Source organism: Chromobacterium sp. LK11, from assembly GCF_001043705.1.
Lineage (GTDB): Bacteria > Pseudomonadota > Gammaproteobacteria > Burkholderiales > Chromobacteriaceae > Chromobacterium > Chromobacterium alkanivorans.
On the sequence record NZ_LDUR01000009.1, the window covers coordinates 325,874 to 340,946 of the forward strand.

Genomic DNA, 15,073 nt, shown 5'->3' on the forward strand with positions numbered 1-15,073 from the left:
CACTTGCTGTATTAGCAATTGATGAAGTGATTGATGATGTGATAGTCACGCAGGTTATTATAAGGGCGAAAAAAAGCCGGTCTCCCAGCTTCAACCGCCCAGGCTGCAGAGCAGTTTGCGCAATAAGCGTTCGAACTCCTGTTTTTCCGCGGCGTCGAAATCCGCCCACAGCTCGCGGTGGCATTCGCGGGAGATGGGCAGCAGCGATTCCACGAGTTGAACGCCCCCCGGCGTCAACTCCAGCAGGATCTTGCGGCGGTCTTCGGCGCTGGGCGAACGGGCCGCCCAGCCGTTTTTGACCAGTTCGTCGGCGATGCGCGTGGCGTTGGTGCGCGATGAATCCAGCGTGTCGCTGATTTCAGACGGGTAGAGCGCTTGTTGCGGACAGGCGTACAGCGCCAGCAGCGCCATCCACACCGTCTCGTTGAGGCCGTGATGCTTCAGCTTGTCGCACAGGTGGGCGGACAGCCGCGGCAGGATGTGGTACAGCAAGCGCGCCAGAATGACTTCCTGGCGCGGCACGCCGGGAAAACGCGCTTCGATCCGGTTGACGGCCTGCTCTAGCGTTTGAAATGACTTGGTTGGATTCATAGTCGTTATTTTAATAACGCAGGTTACTATTCCGCAAGTGATAATTTTGAGGGGATGGGCCGGGCACGGCCAGGCGGGCGCAAAAACGCCCAAGGCGCGGGCCTTGGGCGGTGGCGGGAGGCGCTGGGAAAGGCTAGTCCAGCAGCTGCAGCACCCGTTCCGGCGGACGTCCCACCACGGCGCGCTCGCCGCTGACGGCGATTGGGCGTTCGATCAGCTTGGGATTGTCTATCATGGCGGTAATCAGATGCCGGGGCTCCAGCGTGATGTCGTCCAGATAGAGTTCGGTGTATTCCTCCTCCTTCTGGCGAATCAGGTCGCGCGGCTCCATGTTCAGCAGCGTCAGCAGGCGCTCCAGTTCTTCGTAGCTGGGCGGGTGCTTCAAGTACTCTACGACTTCGATTTCCGCGCCGGCGTTTTCCAGCAGGCTCAGCGCCTCCCTGGATTTGGAACAGCGCGGGTTGTGGTACAGGCGAATCATGCTGGTCTCTCCTTGTTATGCGTGCGCGGAGTGGCTTGATCGTGGCACGAAATCGCAATGGGCGCCAGCGCTCGCGATGCGATTTGTGTCAATGAGGTTTAATTTGAAGCAGACCAGTTTGGCAAGTTCCGGTCTAACCATTACCATGCATTGACTCTCATTGTTATTTATCCGCCATGCATCCCTCCACCCGCAGCCATTTTGGGCTGGCAATCCTCCTCGCGGCCCTGTCCACGCTGGGGCCGTTTTCGATCGACACCTTCCTGCCGGCGATGAGCGCGATCGGGCAAAGCCTGGCGGTCTCTCCGTTGCAGATGCAGCAGGCGTTGACGGTATATCTGCTGTCTTACGCGGTGATGATGTTGTGGCATGGCTCGATCTCGGACGCGGTGGGCCGCCGTCCGGTGGTGCTGGTCACCACCTTGCTGTTCAGCCTGGCGTCGATAGGCTGCGCCTTGGCCGACAGTCTGGGGCAGCTGCTGCTGTTCCGGGCGCTGCAAGGCTTCTGCGGCGGCGCCGGCCTGGTGGTGGGGCGCGCCATCATCCGCGACAAGCTGGACGGCGCCGACGCCCAGCGGCTGATGTCGCAGGTGACCATGCTGTTTTCGCTGTCGCCGGCGATCGCGCCGGTGGTGGGCGGCTGGCTGTTCGGCGCCTTCGGCTGGCATTCCATCTTCGTGTTCATGGCGCTGATCGGTCTGGCGCTGTTCCTGATGAGCTGGTTCGCCCTGCCGGAAACCCATAACGAATCCGCGCGCCAGCCCTTGAAGATCAAGTATCTGCTAGCTAATTACTGGCAGGTGGGACGCAAGCGCGAGTTCCAACTGCTGACCGCGGCGGTGTCCTTCAACTTCGCCGGCTTCTTCTTGTACATCCCGTCGGCGCCGGTCTTTCTGATGCAGCATCTGCACCTGGGGCCGGGGCAGTTTCTGTGGATGTTCGGCCCGGCGGTGTCCGGCATCATGTTCGGCGCCTATCTGTCGGGCAAGATGGCGGGGCGGGTGTCGCAAAAAGACATCGTGTCGCGCGGCTACGTGGTGATGTTTATCGCGGCCGGCTGGAACCTGCTGTACAACTTGCTGGCGCCGGAAGCCGCGATGCCGTGGGCGGTGTTGCCGCTGGCCTTGTACACCACCGGCATGTCGATTGCCGCGCCGTCCATTACTCTGAACCTGATGGACCAGTTTCCATCCTTGCGCGGCACCGCCTCGTCCTTGCAGGGCTTTTTCCAGACCATGATGTCCAGCGTGGTGGCCGGCCTGATCGCGCCGCTGGTCTGGGGCAGCCCGCTGAGCCTGGCGGCCAGCATGGCGGTCATGCTGGCGCTGGGCTTCGCGTTCCGGATGGGCTATAGGCGCAGGGTGACGCGTTAGCGCTCCTTCAAGGCCCAGTTCAACTCATGCAAGCGGCCGGATTGTTGCGCGCTGTGGAAGCGTTCGCGCAGCAGGGCCAGCGCGATGCCGAGGACTAGGCCGCCGACTAGTCCCGCGGCCGTGATCAATGAGCGAACGGGTTTGCTCTTTAGTTCGGGCACTACGGCGCTGTCCAATATCTGGATTTGTGACGAGTCCTTGGCTTCGTCGATTCTGGCCAGCTCGTATTGCTTGGCCAAAAGTTCAAAAATCGTTTCCTGATACTTGACCTCGCGCAGCCGTCTCAGATACTCCAGCCCGGATTGCGGCATTTTGCCGGTGGGCACCATGATGTTGCCGGAGGTTTCGGCGCCGTTTTCCAGCTTGGCCAACTGGGTTTTCAAACCCATCAGTTCTTGTTTGGTCCGCTGATAGAGCGGGTTTTGCTCGGTGGCGTAGCTACGCAGCGCCTCCAATTGCACTTCCTTGGCGGCGATGTTGGCCTTGAGCAGGGTGACGGTGTTCATAATCGCCTGCACCTGGCCGTCTGGCTGAATCATGCCGGTGCGCTCCTGGGTCTGGCGCAGTGCGGTTTCTGCTGAGGTTAGCTGGGTCTTGGTTTGCTTTAGCTGGGTTTCGAAAAACAGCCGGCGTTTGGCCGCGTCGGTGACGGCCAGGGACTGGTTCAGCTGGGTCAACTGGGCGATATAGCCATTGGCCAAGGCGGCGGCGAACTGGGGATCCTTGTCTTCCACGCTGATGCTGATCAAACCATCCTTGTTGCTGCTGGTTATGGTACTAGCGCTCTGCAGTGCCCTTCTGGTCTCATCCATTGTGTCTGTTGCATAGCGCTGTTTCAGCTTGAACTGCTGTATCAAGCCGTCCGCCACTGTACGGCTTTGCAGCAGGCCGGTGTAAAGATCGCCGGGGTTCTTCAGCCCGGCGATGCCGCCGGCTGCGCCGGCCAGCCCGCCCAGTTGGCTCAGCAACAGATTCATGCTCGAGTTTTGCTGCTGCGGCGGCAGTATCTTGGCGGTGGCGCTATACAGAGGCGGCAGCAGCAGGCTCAAGACCAAGGCGCCGCTCCCCAACGCGATAACGCTGCCGATGACCCAGCGCTTGTGTTTCAGCAAAGTCTTCAATACGTCGAGGAGGTCGACGTTATTGGAAGATAGGGGTTGAGGTTCTGCCTTGTCGTGTATGGACATGTCTGAATCCCGAATTAAGTGTGGGGGGCCTGTCTTATTTCAAGACTTTCAAGCCGGCGGCGCCTAGCCCGAACTGATAGAGAATCGAGGTCCATTCTTTCAGCGACTGGGTCCAGCTGCTGACGGCCAGTTCGTCGGGCACGACGATGGTGTCGCCCGGATTGATGCGCTTGCCGCCCAGGCTGTTGAACCAGCCCGCGTTGTTGTTGCTGGCCACGGTGCCGTCGGCGCGGATCACATAGGTTGCGGACTTGTCGCCGGTCTGGCTGATGCCGCCGGCCAGATCCAGGTAGTCCTTCACCGAGCGTTGCGGCCGGTAGATGAAGGCATTGCTCTGGTAAACCGAGCCCAGGACATTGACGGTGCCGGGCCGGCGCGGGATGGTGACGGCGTCGCCGTTTTGCAGCGGCAGGTCCGGCAGGTCCTTGACTTGGGCGCTGCTGCCGCTCAGTTCCAGCACGACGCGTCCTTCCGCTTTGATGGCGCGCATTTTTTCCGCCAGCTTGCGTTGGCGCTCGACTTCCGCGGTAATGGCCGCGACATTGTCTTTATCGGTTTGTTTGGACAGGCGAGCGGCGGAGGCTTGTTCCAGTTCCTTTTCAAAGCGGTTGGCCACCTCATCCAGCTTGGCCTGCTGTTCTTTCTTGATGTTCTCGCGTTGCAGATTGGTGGCGAAGACATAGCCGTTTTCAGTGGCGCCGCCCAGGCGCATGATCAGGTCGCGCAGGGTTTCGCCTTTTTGCAGCAAAAAGGTGCCGGTTTGCTTCACTTCTCCGCTGACGCGGACGTATTCGGTGTCTTGTTGAATGTTCACCGGCAAGGCGTTGGGCGCGAACACGCGGAAAATATCGCTGGCGCCCAGCTTGAGCCGCTTCAATGCGGCGTTGTCAGGGCTGGTTTGTCCATTGGATGTCTGCCACTGCGCTTCGAAGCGATTGTCTACGCTTTTTTCCAATTGCCAAGCTTTGCCTTCCGCCGCCGATTCCAGGCCGCCGGCCCAATGCAGCAGGTCGGCGACGCTGTCGCCGTCGACAAATTCATAGATGGCCGGATGCTTGACGTCGCCTTGCAAGGCAACCCGCTTGCCGGTGGGCCGGATTTGAATCACGTCGCCGTCGCGCAGGGTCAGATCACTGGACTTGTCCCCGTCCACCAGAATTTTGTAAAGATCCAGCTGGCCGACGGCCTTGCCGTCGCGCATCAATTGGATATGGCGCATCGATCCGTTGTCGCTGGGGCCGCCCGCGGCGAACAACGCGTTCAGCAAGGTGCTCATCCCGCCCAGGGTATAGCTGCCGGGCGCGCGCGCATGGCCGACGACGTAGACCTGCACTGCGCGGGTCTGCAGCAGGCTGGCGCTCAGGTCGAAGTTGTGGAACACGCGCGAGACGCTCTTTTTCAGCGTGTCTTGCAAATCCCTGAACTTCACGCCGGCAACCGCGATGGCGCCGACTCTGGGCAGGTAGACCGTGCCGTTGCGCTCCACGGTCAGGGTCAGGTCGATGTCGACCATGCCCCAGCCCTTGACCTGGATCTGGTCGCCGGCGCCGATCACATAGTCCGGGTTGACCTGGGCGGTGCCGCTTGGGGCAAAGGTCGATGGCGGGTTGTCGAACAAGTCCGCGCCGAAGACGGGCAGGATGTTGCCGGTGGCCACTTTCACGTATTCGATGAAGGGCGGCAACCTCCCTTCTTGCGACTCGTTCTGCAAGGGATCGCGCTTGCTTGGTTTCGCTCCAGGCGGCAGTCTGCGCTGCTGTTGCGGCACCTGCTGCGGCCATGCTTGTTGAGCAAGCGGGGCCTGGTTGCTGATGCTGGGTTGTCCGTACATCATGGCTTCCGGCTCATAGCTCGGCATCATGGTGTTGGAGAAGTCGCCAGCCGAGTTTGGCGTGGCGGCGATGGCGGGACTGGCGGCGCACAGAGCGATGAGCAGCGGGACCACCTGGCGGCGAAGGCGTGAATAGTCGGTCATGGTCGCGAGAAGATGGTTCATGGGCGGTCGTTTCAATCCAGTGATTTCGAAACTTGGATGCCGGCCTGCTTGGGGCCCAGCATCAGCGAGGTGCGATAACGGGACTCGTCCCGCTGGGCATGCCAGAGCCAGGAGCCTGAGGCATAACCCAGCAGGCTGCCGGCGGCGACGTCTGACAACCAGTGATCTTTGCCGGCGACGCGGCCGAGCGCGCCGATGGCGGCCAAGCCGTACAGCCAGGGTTGGTCGTACTCCTTGGCGAAAGGCGTCAGCGCGCCGAACAGCACCGCGGCGTGATTGGAGGTGAAGCTGCTTTGGAAGCGGGAACTGCCCGCCGGCTGCTGCTGCCAGGGATTGTCGCTGGCGTTTGGCCGCGCCCGGTTGCCTAATCCCTTCAAGGCGATGCTGCCGGCGGCGGAGAGCGCCGAGGATTCCAACGCGATCAAACCGGTGTTGCTGAGCCTGTCGTCGCCCAGGGCGAAGGCTCCGCCCGCCAGGCCCAGCGCGGCGATGGGCAGGGTATTGCCAATCTGCTTCCAGCCCTTGAGCAGACGGTTGTCCTGATGTCGGCCCACGGCCTGATTCACCGGCTTGTCCAAAGCTATCGCCGCCAGAGTCATGCCGGCGGCAATCGCCACGGCGCCCGGTTTGTCCTCCATGGTTGCGAATTGCCTGGACGAGTCGTCCAACCGCAGTCGCACTGATGGCCAGGGATGGAAGTTCGGGGGCGGCGGATTGACTTGCGGCAAGCCCTGCTCATCCGGTCGTTCGGCGAAGTTGCCCAAACCGTCGTAGGCGTTCACATCGCTGCGCGGGTCGTTGAGCTGGTCGTAGAGGTCTCCGGGCGACATAACCATTTGGCCGACATCTCGCGTCCATGGGGATAGGGCGAAGTTGCCCACCGCCTGGGTGTCCAGCGTCAGCATGCTGTTCAGCGGTATGGAAATGAACAGCCCCTTGTCCTTATAGGGCGAGCTGGGGGTGCCGGGCGAGGTGATGTCGTTGCCGTTGGTGCTGGTGTACCAGGCGCCGATCTCGATGCCGGAGCGAAAGCGGCGCTTCAACTCCAAACGCGCGCCGCTGTCCTTGGCGAGAAAACGGCCGGCTCGCACCGTGGCGGTAACGTTCAGCGGCAATTTGTAGTGGAGCGAGGCCAGCGCGGTGACGGTCTGGTAGTCGCGTTTGCCCAGCCAGCCCTTGTAGTCGCGCTGTTGCAGGGCGTCCACGGCGAGGTCTATCGCCCAGTGGCGGGTGTCGGGGTAGTAGAGCACTTGGCCGCCGGCGCCGCGGAACATTTCCTCGTAAATGCCGGCGGACGCGCGGGCATAGGTATTGGGCCCCAGAGTCAGATACTGGTTCAGCAGCAGGCGATCCAGTTTGGGAGAGTTGGTTTTCTTGTATTCGGCCACGTCGGAACGGACATGGGGCAGCAGGCTGTTGGACGGTTGTTTGACCCCGGAGACCGTGTTGTAGAGGTTGGCGCTGAGCGCGCTGTTCAAAAACAAGCCGGTTCCAAGGCGCCGCGTATAAGTGGCGGCGGCGGCGATCTCATAGCGGAAGGCGCCGCTGGGGTCGTTGAAATAGACCCCGGTCTTGGGCACCAGCCGGAAGCGGTTGGCTTCGTTGTCTTCGGCGTTGAGTTGGACGATGTCGCCGTCCTTGCCCGCCAAAACCTCCAGGTTGACGCTGTCTTTGATGTTTGCGCTGAGCTGTTGCGCGTAAACCTCTTCCAGTTCGGAATCCTTGCCAGGCTTGATGTTGACGCTGTCCAGAAAGCGTTGGCGGTCGACCTTGCCCAGCAGGTAGTCGTTCAAGGTGGCCAGATTGAAAAAACTATAGGTCGCGATTGGCTGCTCCAGCTTGGTGTAGACCACGCGGATGCTGCGCGTTTCAATTGGGGCAAAGTACAGCGCGGTGCGTACCGCGCGGCCCACCGCGCGGCCTACATTAGAAATCCGGCTATTGTTCAGCTCCAGTACGAATTCGTCGCCGCGCATGCTGATGCGGATGTTTTTGAAATCCTGCTTGCTCAAGGCGCTGACCAGGCCATGGCCATAGGCGCTGTCGGCATGCCATTGGTGGAAGGTGGGACGGAGCGGCACGTCGGGGCCGCCGCTGAAATAAGCGGGTTCGCTGATCTTGGGCACGAACTCGCGTTCGTTCAAAGGAATTTCTATCGAGGCGTTCAGACTGGCGTGAGTTTTTTGCTTGGCCAATTGCAGGCCCAGCCAGCCCCAGCGGTATTCAATGCCGGCGGCAGGCCCCTTTTTCCTTTGCGCGGCGAAGGTGTCTTTGGAGCGGAAATCCGATGGGTAGTGATTGGCGTCGTATTCGGCGATCAGCGACCAGCGGGGAAAACGCTCTGGGGTCCAGCGCAGGCCGCCGAAAGGGCCTTCGATTCGACCGGAACCGACACCCGCCGAGACTTCCAGATTGGGGCGGAGGTGCTTGCTGGCCACCAGATAATTGCCGCGCCACAGTGCTGTGCCGAAAATATCCGTGCGGCCGAAGGCGAGCGCGGGCCAAACGCCGGACTCGTCCAGCAGTCGCCATTTTGTGTCGATCGCCTTGTCCTTAAAGCTACCGTAGCCTCCGCCGTATTGTGGATTGTCAAAACCGGCAATGCCGGAGATGGAGACGTAGCGGCCTGAAATCTGCAGAAAGGGCAGCGCCGTCGCCGAGACCCATAAGGTGTTGTAGGGCTTGTCGGAGCTGACCCCAAAGCTTAAAGAGCCGTCGCGGCCAACATCCGCCGACGGCATATTGATGTAGCCGGATTGGCCATTGAGCGATGGTTGCGCGTAAACCGGCAACAGCAAGCCGCAACTTCCCCCGAACACTATCCCTTTGATCAGAATGCCACGCATGGATTGCTTTATTTAGAGTTATTGATTTCGTATTGCGAGAAACAATTACTAATAAAAATCTTAAAAGTTACGCAGCGCTCCGTATCGAGAGCGGATAGAAACACAGGCAACCTGTTGCTTGCGCAGACAGGCTGCCTGTTTGGGGCGAAAGCCAACGTCCGATCAAGCCGCGGTGCATAAGCACGGCGACTTAATGGTGGGTGGTGGCGGAGTGTGAGGTAGAGGAGTCGCTGTTGCTGGAAACCGCAACCGCGGCGGCAACCGCAGCGCCAATGGCTGCAATGGTGCCCACGCTCAGACCGGCAATGCCGGCGGTGGTGCCGGCCGCGCCAGCGGCGGCCGCAGAGGAGGTGCCGGCGGCGCTGCTGCCCGCCGCCGAGGTCGCTGCGGCTTCTTCGGCGGCAAACACCGGAGCAGAGAGCAGGCCAGCCAAGGCAAGAATAAAGACTTTCTTCAACATGATAGTGTGCCCTTGTGTATTTGTGCTTCGAAATTAATCTAAGTGCAACATTTAAAACAGGAAAACTATCAACATCATAAAATCAATAATGCTTGCCATCAGCATAGAGCAAGACTGTAAGTCTGCAAAGTGACAACTGGGAATTTGTCAGCGGGATGGGAGCGAGTGTGCCATTAATGCCGCAGCCATAACTCGCCGCGCGAGCGATGCGCCTCCAGCACGGTTTGGAAGACGCCGGGGTCCTTGGTGTAGGTCATCTCGCCCGCTGTCGGGAAATGCAGGTCCTGCAGCCGCGACACCCAGAAGCGCAGCGCGGCGGCGCGCAGCATCAGCGGCCAAGCCCGTTTCTCCTCCGCGGTGAGCTCGCGCTCCGACTGATAACCGCCTAGCAGCGCGGCGGCGCGCTCGTCGTCGATGCCGTGGTCCGCGTTGCGGGCCCAGTCGTTGACCGCGATGGCCAGATCGTAGAGCAGCACATCGTTGCAGGCGTAGTAGAAGTCGATGAAGCCGGCGATGCGGTCGCCGTCCAGCAGCACATTGTCGCGGAACAGGTCGGCGTGGATCACGCCCGAAGGCAAGTGATCGAAGCGGTGGCTGTCCTGAAACTGCACCTCCTCGCGCAGCAAGGCGGCGGCGTCTTCGTCCATGCGGGGGTAGACCTGGCGCGCGGTTTCGCTCCACCAGCGCGGGCCGCGCGGATTGGCCATTTTGCCGGGGAAGGTGGCGCCGGCGATATGCATTTGCGCCAGCATTTCACCGACTGCGCGGCACTGTGCCGAGGTGGGCTGAGCAACGTCGGCGCCGTCCAGGCAGCTGACCAGGCAGGCCGGCTTGCCGGCCAGCATCGAGGCGAACTGGTCGGTGTTGTCGGCCACCGGCGCCGGGCAGGCCACGCCGTGGCGCGCCAGGTGGCTCATCAAGGTCAGGTAATAGGGCAGTTCCTGCAGCTTCAGCGCCTCGAACAGCGTCAGCACATAGCGGCCGTGCGTGGTGGTGACGAAGTAATTGGTGTTGGTGATGCCGGAGGCAATGCCCTGCAAGTCCAGCAATTGGCCCAAGGTGTAGCGCTTGAGCCATTCCTGCATCTGGTCATCTCTGACCGTGGTGTAAACCGACATAGTGGCCCTCTCAGAACCGGATCAGCACCCAGCGCGGGATGATGATGCGGTTGGCGGGGTCGATCTGCTTCATGGTGCCGGAGCCGTTGTCGTCCATCAGGTAATAGGGCACGCCGTGCGATGGAGTCACCTTGACCATGTAGAGATGGCCGTTGAGCCGGTATTCCTCGATCTTGTCCTCGCCCTTCTGGATGATGCGCACCTCCGGTTCCGCGGTGGCGGCGCTTTGTTCGCTGATCGTCGGCGGCGGCGGCACCGGGGTCTTGGCGGGGGAGGGCGTATCGGCCCAGGCGGCTGTCAATGGCAGCAGGGCGAGGGCGGCGAGCAGGCGGCGCATGGCGTGGTCCTTGATTGTCATCAGTGTTAAAGGTGCAGCAGTTGTTCGCGCTCTTCGGGCAGCGCTTCAAAACCGCGGGTTTCGTAATGTTTGAAGATAGTTTCGACGATTTGCCGCGGATCGTCGATCAGTTGGATCAGATTCATGTCCTCGGGATTGATCATGCCTTCGCTGATCAAGCGGTCCTTGACCCAGTCCAGCAGGCCTTCCCAGAACTCTCGGCAGCACAGGATGATGGGAATCTTGCGGCTCTTGCCGGTCTGGATCAGCGTCAGCGCCTCGAACATCTCGTCCAGCGTGCCGAAACCGCCCGGCATCACCACATAGGCGATGGCGTGTTTGACGAACATGACCTTGCGGCTGAAGAAGTGGTTGAACTTGATGCTTAGGTCTTGGTATTCATTGGGTTTCTGTTCGTGCGGCAGCACGATATTCAGCGCCACCGACGGGCTTCTGCCGTAGAATGCCCCTTTATTGGCGGCTTCCATGATGCCGGGGCCGCCTCCGGAAACGACGGAGAAGCCGGAGTCCGACAGCAGGCGGGCGACTTCTTCGGTCAATTTGTAATACTTGTGGTCGCGCGGCGTGCGCGCGCTGCCAAAGATGCTCACCGCCGGCATGATGCCTTGCAAGGCTTCCGCCGAATCGACAAACTCCGACATGATTTTCATCACATGCCAGGCTTCGCGGGAACGGAAACGCTGCATCATCGCGTGACGATCACTGGTTTGCGGTAATTTATCGGACAAGCTCATATTCTGCCTCTTTTTATGAAAACACTGTTATTGATCGACGGCTCTTCTTATTTGTACCGCGCCTTTCACGCGATGCCCGATTTGCGCTCTCCGGATGGCCGCCCGGTGGGGGCTGTCTACGGCATGGTGAACATGCTCAGGCGGCTGGAGAAGGAAGTGCAGTTCGATTATAGCGCCTGCGTTTTCGACGCCAAAGGCAAGACATTCCGCGACGACCTTTACCCCGAATACAAGGCCAATCGCCCGTCGATGCCGGAGGAACTCGCCTCCCAGATTACGGCGGTCCATGAGGTGGTGCAAGCCTCGGGCTGGCCGATGCTGGTGGTGCCGGGAGTGGAGGCCGACGACGTGATCGGCACGCTGGCGCGCGTCGGCGCCGCCGCCGGCATGCGGGTGATCATCTCCACCGGCGACAAGGACATGGCGCAACTGGTGAACGGCCAGGTGTCCATCGTCAACACCATGACCAATGAAACCTTCGACCGCGACGGGGTCAAGGACAAGTTCGGCGTGCCGCCGGAATTGATCGTCGACTATCTGACCCTGATCGGCGACAAGGTGGACAATGTGCCGGGCGTCGACAAGTGCGGGCCCAAGACCGCGGTCAAGTGGCTGGAGCAGTACGGCAGCCTGGACGCCGTCATCGCCCAGGCGGCGGAGGTGGGCGGCAAGGTGGGCGAGAACCTGCGCGCGGCGCTGGACTGGTTGCCCAAGGGCCGCGAGCTGATCACCATCAAGTGCGATGTGGATCTGAACGCCGACATGCCCTACGGCCTGGACAGCTTGCAGCACGGGCTCAAGGACAAGCCGCGGCTGGCCGAGCTGTATCAGGGCCTGGGCTTCCGCACCTTCTACCGCGAGGTGAGCGAGGGCGAGGAGATGCCGGCGGTGGCGCAAACCACGGCCGGCGCGCAGGGCGACGATCTGTTCGCCATCGAGGCGGCGCAAGACAGCCCGGCCCTGCCGGAGGCAGTGGCGGAGCGGAGCTATGAAACCATTCTGGACGCCGCGCGGTTGGACGCCTGGCTGGCCAAGCTGGCGGCGGCGGACGTGGTGTCGCTGGACACCGAGACCACCAGCCTGGATCAGATGCAGGCGCGCATCATCGGCGTCAGCTTCTCGGTGCGCTCCGGCGAGGCCGCCTATCTGCCGCTGGACCACCACTACGCCGGCGCGCCCGAGCAACTGGATCTGGAGCAAAGCCTGGCCAAGCTCAAACCCTGGCTGGAGGACGCCGGCAAGAAGAAGTGCGGCCAGAACCTGAAGTACGACCGCCATGTGTTCGCCAACCACGGCATCCGCCTGGCCGGGGTGGTCGACGATTCCCTGCTGGCCTCCTACGTGGTGGAAAGCCATGAGCGCCACAATATGGACGATCTGGCGCGCCGCCATCTGGGCGAGTCCACGGTCAGTTACGAGGAGATTTGCGGCAAGGGCGCCAAGCAGATCGGTTTCGGCGAGGTGGACGTGGACACCGCGTCCAACTACGCGGCCGAGGACGCCGACATCACGCTGCGCCTGAATCAATACTTCTCCGGCCTGTTGAGCGGCCGTTTGCGAGAAGTCTACCGCGACATCGAACTGCCGGTGGCCGAGGTGCTGTTCGACATGGAACGCCACGGCGTGTTGATAGACCGCGAGCGGCTGGCGGCGCAAAGCCATCAGCTGGGCACCGAGATGCTGAAGCTGGAAAACCAGGCCTACGAGCTGGCCGGCCAGCCGTTCAACCTGAACTCGCCCAAGCAATTGCAGGAAATCCTGTTCGGCAAGCTGGGCATTCCCACCAAGGGCGTGAAGAAGACCCCGTCCGGCGGCTACTCCACCGACGAATCGGTGCTGGAGGCGCTGGCGCTGGACCACCCGCTGCCCAAGTGCATCCTGGAATACCGCGGCCTGGCCAAGCTCAAGTCCACCTACACCGACAAATTGCCCCAACTGATCAACGCGGCCACCGGCCGCGTGCACACCAATTACGCGCAGGCGGTGGCGATCACCGGGCGGCTGGCCAGCTCGGATCCCAATCTGCAGAACATCCCGGTGCGCACGCCGGAAGGCCGCCGCGTGCGCGAGGCCTTCATCGCGCCGCCCGGGCATGTGATCGTCAGCGCCGACTATTCGCAGATCGAACTGCGCATCATGGCGCATCTGTCGGACGACGCCGGCATGCTGCAGGCCTTCGCCAGCGGCGAGGACATTCACCGCGCCACCGCCGCCGAGGTGTTCGGCGTGACGCTGGACCAGGTCAGCGCCGACCAGCGCCGCGCCGCCAAGGCGATCAACTTCGGCCTGATCTACGGCATGAGCGCGTTTGGCCTGGCCGCGCAGTTGGACATCGAACGCAGCGCCGCGCAGCAGTACATCGACCGCTACTTCATGCGCTACCCGGGCGTGGCCGAGTATATGCAGACCACGCGCGAAACCGCGCGCGAGCAAGGCTATGTGGAAACCGTGTTCGGTCGCCGCCTCTACCTGCCGGAGATCAAGTTGTCGAACCCGGCGCGCCGCGCCGGCGCCGAACGCGCGGCGATCAACGCGCCGATGCAGGGCACGGCGGCGGATCTGATCAAACTGGCGATGATCGCGGTGCGGAACTGGCTGCGCGACGACGCCTTGGGCAGCAAGCTGATCATGCAGGTGCACGACGAACTGGTGCTGGAAGTGCCGGAAGCCGAGTTGGAACTGGTCAAGCGGCGTTTGCCGGAGATCATGGCCGGCGTGGCCAAGCTCAAGGTGCCCTTGCTGGCGGAAGTGGGCGCCGGGGAAAGTTGGGAAAGCGCGCACTGAGCGGGAGGCGCGCCGCAGTCTGAAAGCCAGCCGGGCAGGCTGGCTTTTTTCATGCCCATGTCGTTTTGCTGGTCCTGGCCTAAATGCCTGGCTCAACCGACGTTGACGGGAACAAGATCGGTTCCGTTCGCATGGGTTTGCTAAATATATTAGCTAACCCCCAATGAGACGGAGTGCCTGCCATGCGAGCTCAGATCGGCTTCACCCTGATTGAGGCGATGACGGTCCTGGCGATCCTTCTGCTGTGCCTGGCGATCGCCGCGCCGGGCCTGGGCCGTTTGTTGTCGACGCAGCAATTGCGCAGCCACGCCCAGGCGATGGCCAATCTGCTGCACTTCGCCCGCAGCGAGGCCCTGCGCAGCAACCGGCCGGTATTCGTGTGCGCGGCCAATCTGAAGCGGAATCTGCAATTGCAGGGCTGCGCCAGGCAGCGGCAGGTGTGGGACCGCGGCGCCCTGGTGTACGCGGACAGGGATGGCGGCGGCCAAGCCGGTTACGACAGCCAGGAACGCTTGCATCTGCTGGTGTTCGCCGCGGGCAGGGTCAGGGTGCGGGTTGGGCGCGACCAGCTGTCCTTCCTGCCCAACGGCAGGCTGGAGCGCGGCCAGGGCGTGAACCTATGGCTGGAAAGCCCGTTGTCCGGCCAGTGCTTGCTGTTGCAGGTCAGCGGCCATGGCCGGGCGGACATAGGCAAGGCGGACCGTGGCTGCCCGAGCTGAGGCCGCCGTCCGCGGCGGCGCTTTGCTGGAAACCATGCTGGCGCTGTTCGTGGTCATGGTGTCCATGCTGGCCCTGTCCTCGGTGCAGCTGCGCGCGCTGCTGCATGGCCGCGACGCCTTGCTGCGGGCGGAGGCGATCGCGGCGGCGCTGGAACTGGGAGAGGCGGCGCTGCTGTGGCCGGAGGCGGGGGAGGCGTCCGCGCAAGAGCAGGCGGATTGGGCGCGCTTGCGGCAGCGGCTGGAAGGTTTGGGAGACGGCGTGATCGAGGCGCGGCAGTGCCGCGGCGCGCTGGACGCGATGACGGAGGCGTGCGCGCAGCAGGAGGGCGCGGTCGTCTATCTGCGGCTGACTTGGAACGACTCGGTCGGAGAGGACTCCGCCCGTGTCGCGCGTCGTTACGCGCTGGCCCTGGACGCGCCTTAGTC

At 62.2% G+C, this 15,073-nt stretch carries 13 protein-coding genes; 4 read left to right on the forward strand and 9 right to left on the reverse strand.

Annotated features, from left to right (window positions below):
* Window positions 1–90: 90 nt before the first annotated feature.
* Together VK98_RS06140 and arsC are read right to left on the reverse strand one after the other, a co-directional pair.
* A complete protein-coding gene (locus VK98_RS06140) occupies window positions 91–591 on the reverse strand; it encodes a MarR family transcriptional regulator (protein ID WP_048413167.1) in 501 nt (166 codons plus the stop codon).
* Between the two features lie 133 nt (window positions 592–724).
* Window positions 725–1,072, reverse strand: coding sequence for an arsenate reductase (glutaredoxin) (gene arsC / locus VK98_RS06145; RefSeq protein WP_048413168.1), 348 nt, complete (start codon window positions 1,070–1,072; stop codon window positions 725–727).
* Window positions 1,073–1,248: 176 nt separating this feature from the next.
* Here arsC and VK98_RS06150 point away from each other — a divergent pair, with 176 nt between their 5' ends.
* Window positions 1,249–2,445: a multidrug effflux MFS transporter gene (locus tag VK98_RS06150; RefSeq protein WP_048413169.1), complete on the forward strand. Its 1,197-nt coding sequence runs from the start codon at window positions 1,249–1,251 to the stop codon at window positions 2,443–2,445.
* Here VK98_RS06150 and VK98_RS06155 read toward each other — a convergent pair.
* From VK98_RS06155 to VK98_RS06185, 7 genes are all read right to left on the reverse strand, one after another.
* Window positions 2,442–3,632, reverse strand: coding sequence for a GNVR domain-containing protein (locus tag VK98_RS06155; protein ID WP_048413170.1), 1,191 nt, complete (start codon window positions 3,630–3,632; stop codon window positions 2,442–2,444). The two genes, VK98_RS06150 and VK98_RS06155, sit on opposite strands and share 4 nt — an antisense overlap.
* Window positions 3,633–3,666: 34 nt before the next feature.
* Window positions 3,667–5,628: an SLBB domain-containing protein gene (locus VK98_RS06160; protein ID WP_231589212.1), complete on the reverse strand. Its 1,962-nt coding sequence runs from the start codon at window positions 5,626–5,628 to the stop codon at window positions 3,667–3,669.
* A gap of 11 nt (window positions 5,629–5,639) precedes the next feature.
* The gene (locus tag VK98_RS06165) at window positions 5,640–8,426 is read right to left on the reverse strand and encodes a YjbH domain-containing protein (RefSeq protein WP_231589213.1); all 2,787 of its coding nucleotides are present in this window, start codon (window positions 8,424–8,426) and stop codon (window positions 5,640–5,642) included.
* A 238-nt stretch (window positions 8,427–8,664) separates the two neighbouring features.
* The gene (locus tag VK98_RS06170) at window positions 8,665–8,934 is read right to left on the reverse strand and encodes a hypothetical protein (protein ID WP_053077252.1); all 270 of its coding nucleotides are present in this window, start codon (window positions 8,932–8,934) and stop codon (window positions 8,665–8,667) included.
* A 173-nt stretch (window positions 8,935–9,107) separates the two neighbouring features.
* Window positions 9,108–10,052, reverse strand: a complete 945-nt coding sequence (gene thrB / locus VK98_RS06175) for a homoserine kinase (protein WP_048413173.1) — start codon at window positions 10,050–10,052, stop codon at window positions 9,108–9,110.
* A gap of 10 nt (window positions 10,053–10,062) precedes the next feature.
* Window positions 10,063–10,410 (reverse strand): DUF2782 domain-containing protein, encoded by a 348-nt coding sequence (locus tag VK98_RS06180; RefSeq protein ID WP_231589214.1) that lies wholly within the window; start codon window positions 10,408–10,410, stop codon window positions 10,063–10,065.
* A gap of 5 nt (window positions 10,411–10,415) precedes the next feature.
* A complete protein-coding gene (locus tag VK98_RS06185) occupies window positions 10,416–11,144 on the reverse strand; it encodes a TIGR00730 family Rossman fold protein (RefSeq protein ID WP_048413174.1) in 729 nt (242 codons plus the stop codon).
* A gap of 15 nt (window positions 11,145–11,159) precedes the next feature.
* Between VK98_RS06185 and polA the strand changes: the two genes are divergently transcribed.
* The 3 genes from polA to VK98_RS24010 all read left to right on the forward strand — a co-directional run bounded on the left by polA (window position 11,160) and on the right by VK98_RS24010 (window position 15,071).
* Entirely contained in the window at window positions 11,160–13,928 is a 2,769-nt protein-coding gene (gene polA / locus VK98_RS06190) for a DNA polymerase I (RefSeq protein WP_082158785.1), read from the forward strand.
* A gap of 182 nt (window positions 13,929–14,110) precedes the next feature.
* Window positions 14,111–14,647 (forward strand): GspH/FimT family pseudopilin, encoded by a 537-nt coding sequence (locus VK98_RS22685; RefSeq protein WP_053077253.1) that lies wholly within the window; start codon window positions 14,111–14,113, stop codon window positions 14,645–14,647.
* Window positions 14,631–15,071 (forward strand): hypothetical protein, encoded by a 441-nt coding sequence (locus VK98_RS24010; protein ID WP_048413176.1) that lies wholly within the window; start codon window positions 14,631–14,633, stop codon window positions 15,069–15,071. The genes VK98_RS22685 and VK98_RS24010 overlap by 17 nt, the downstream gene beginning before the upstream one ends.
* Window positions 15,072–15,073 lie beyond the last annotated feature (2 nt).

Coding starts and splice junctions, on each gene's coding strand:
- VK98_RS06170 (WP_053077252.1), bottom strand. CDS start 8,934: ATGTTGAAGAAAGTCTTTATTCTTGCCTTGGCTGGCCTGCTCTCTGCT.
- VK98_RS06150 (WP_048413169.1), top strand. CDS start 1,249: ATGCATCCCTCCACCCGCAGCCATTTTGGGCTGGCAATCCTCCTCGCG.
- VK98_RS06140 (WP_048413167.1), bottom strand. CDS start 591: ATGAATCCAACCAAGTCATTTCAAACGCTAGAGCAGGCCGTCAACCGG.
- VK98_RS06160 (WP_231589212.1), bottom strand. CDS start 5,628: ATGAACCATCTTCTCGCGACCATGACCGACTATTCACGCCTTCGCCGC.
- thrB (WP_048413173.1), bottom strand. CDS start 10,052: ATGTCGGTTTACACCACGGTCAGAGATGACCAGATGCAGGAATGGCTC.
- VK98_RS06180 (WP_231589214.1), bottom strand. CDS start 10,410: ATGACAATCAAGGACCACGCCATGCGCCGCCTGCTCGCCGCCCTCGCC.
- VK98_RS06185 (WP_048413174.1), bottom strand. CDS start 11,144: ATGAGCTTGTCCGATAAATTACCGCAAACCAGTGATCGTCACGCGATG.
- VK98_RS06155 (WP_048413170.1), bottom strand. CDS start 3,632: ATGTCCATACACGACAAGGCAGAACCTCAACCCCTATCTTCCAATAAC.
- VK98_RS22685 (WP_053077253.1), top strand. CDS start 14,111: ATGCGAGCTCAGATCGGCTTCACCCTGATTGAGGCGATGACGGTCCTG.
- arsC (WP_048413168.1), bottom strand. CDS start 1,072: ATGATTCGCCTGTACCACAACCCGCGCTGTTCCAAATCCAGGGAGGCG.
- polA (WP_082158785.1), top strand. CDS start 11,160: ATGAAAACACTGTTATTGATCGACGGCTCTTCTTATTTGTACCGCGCC.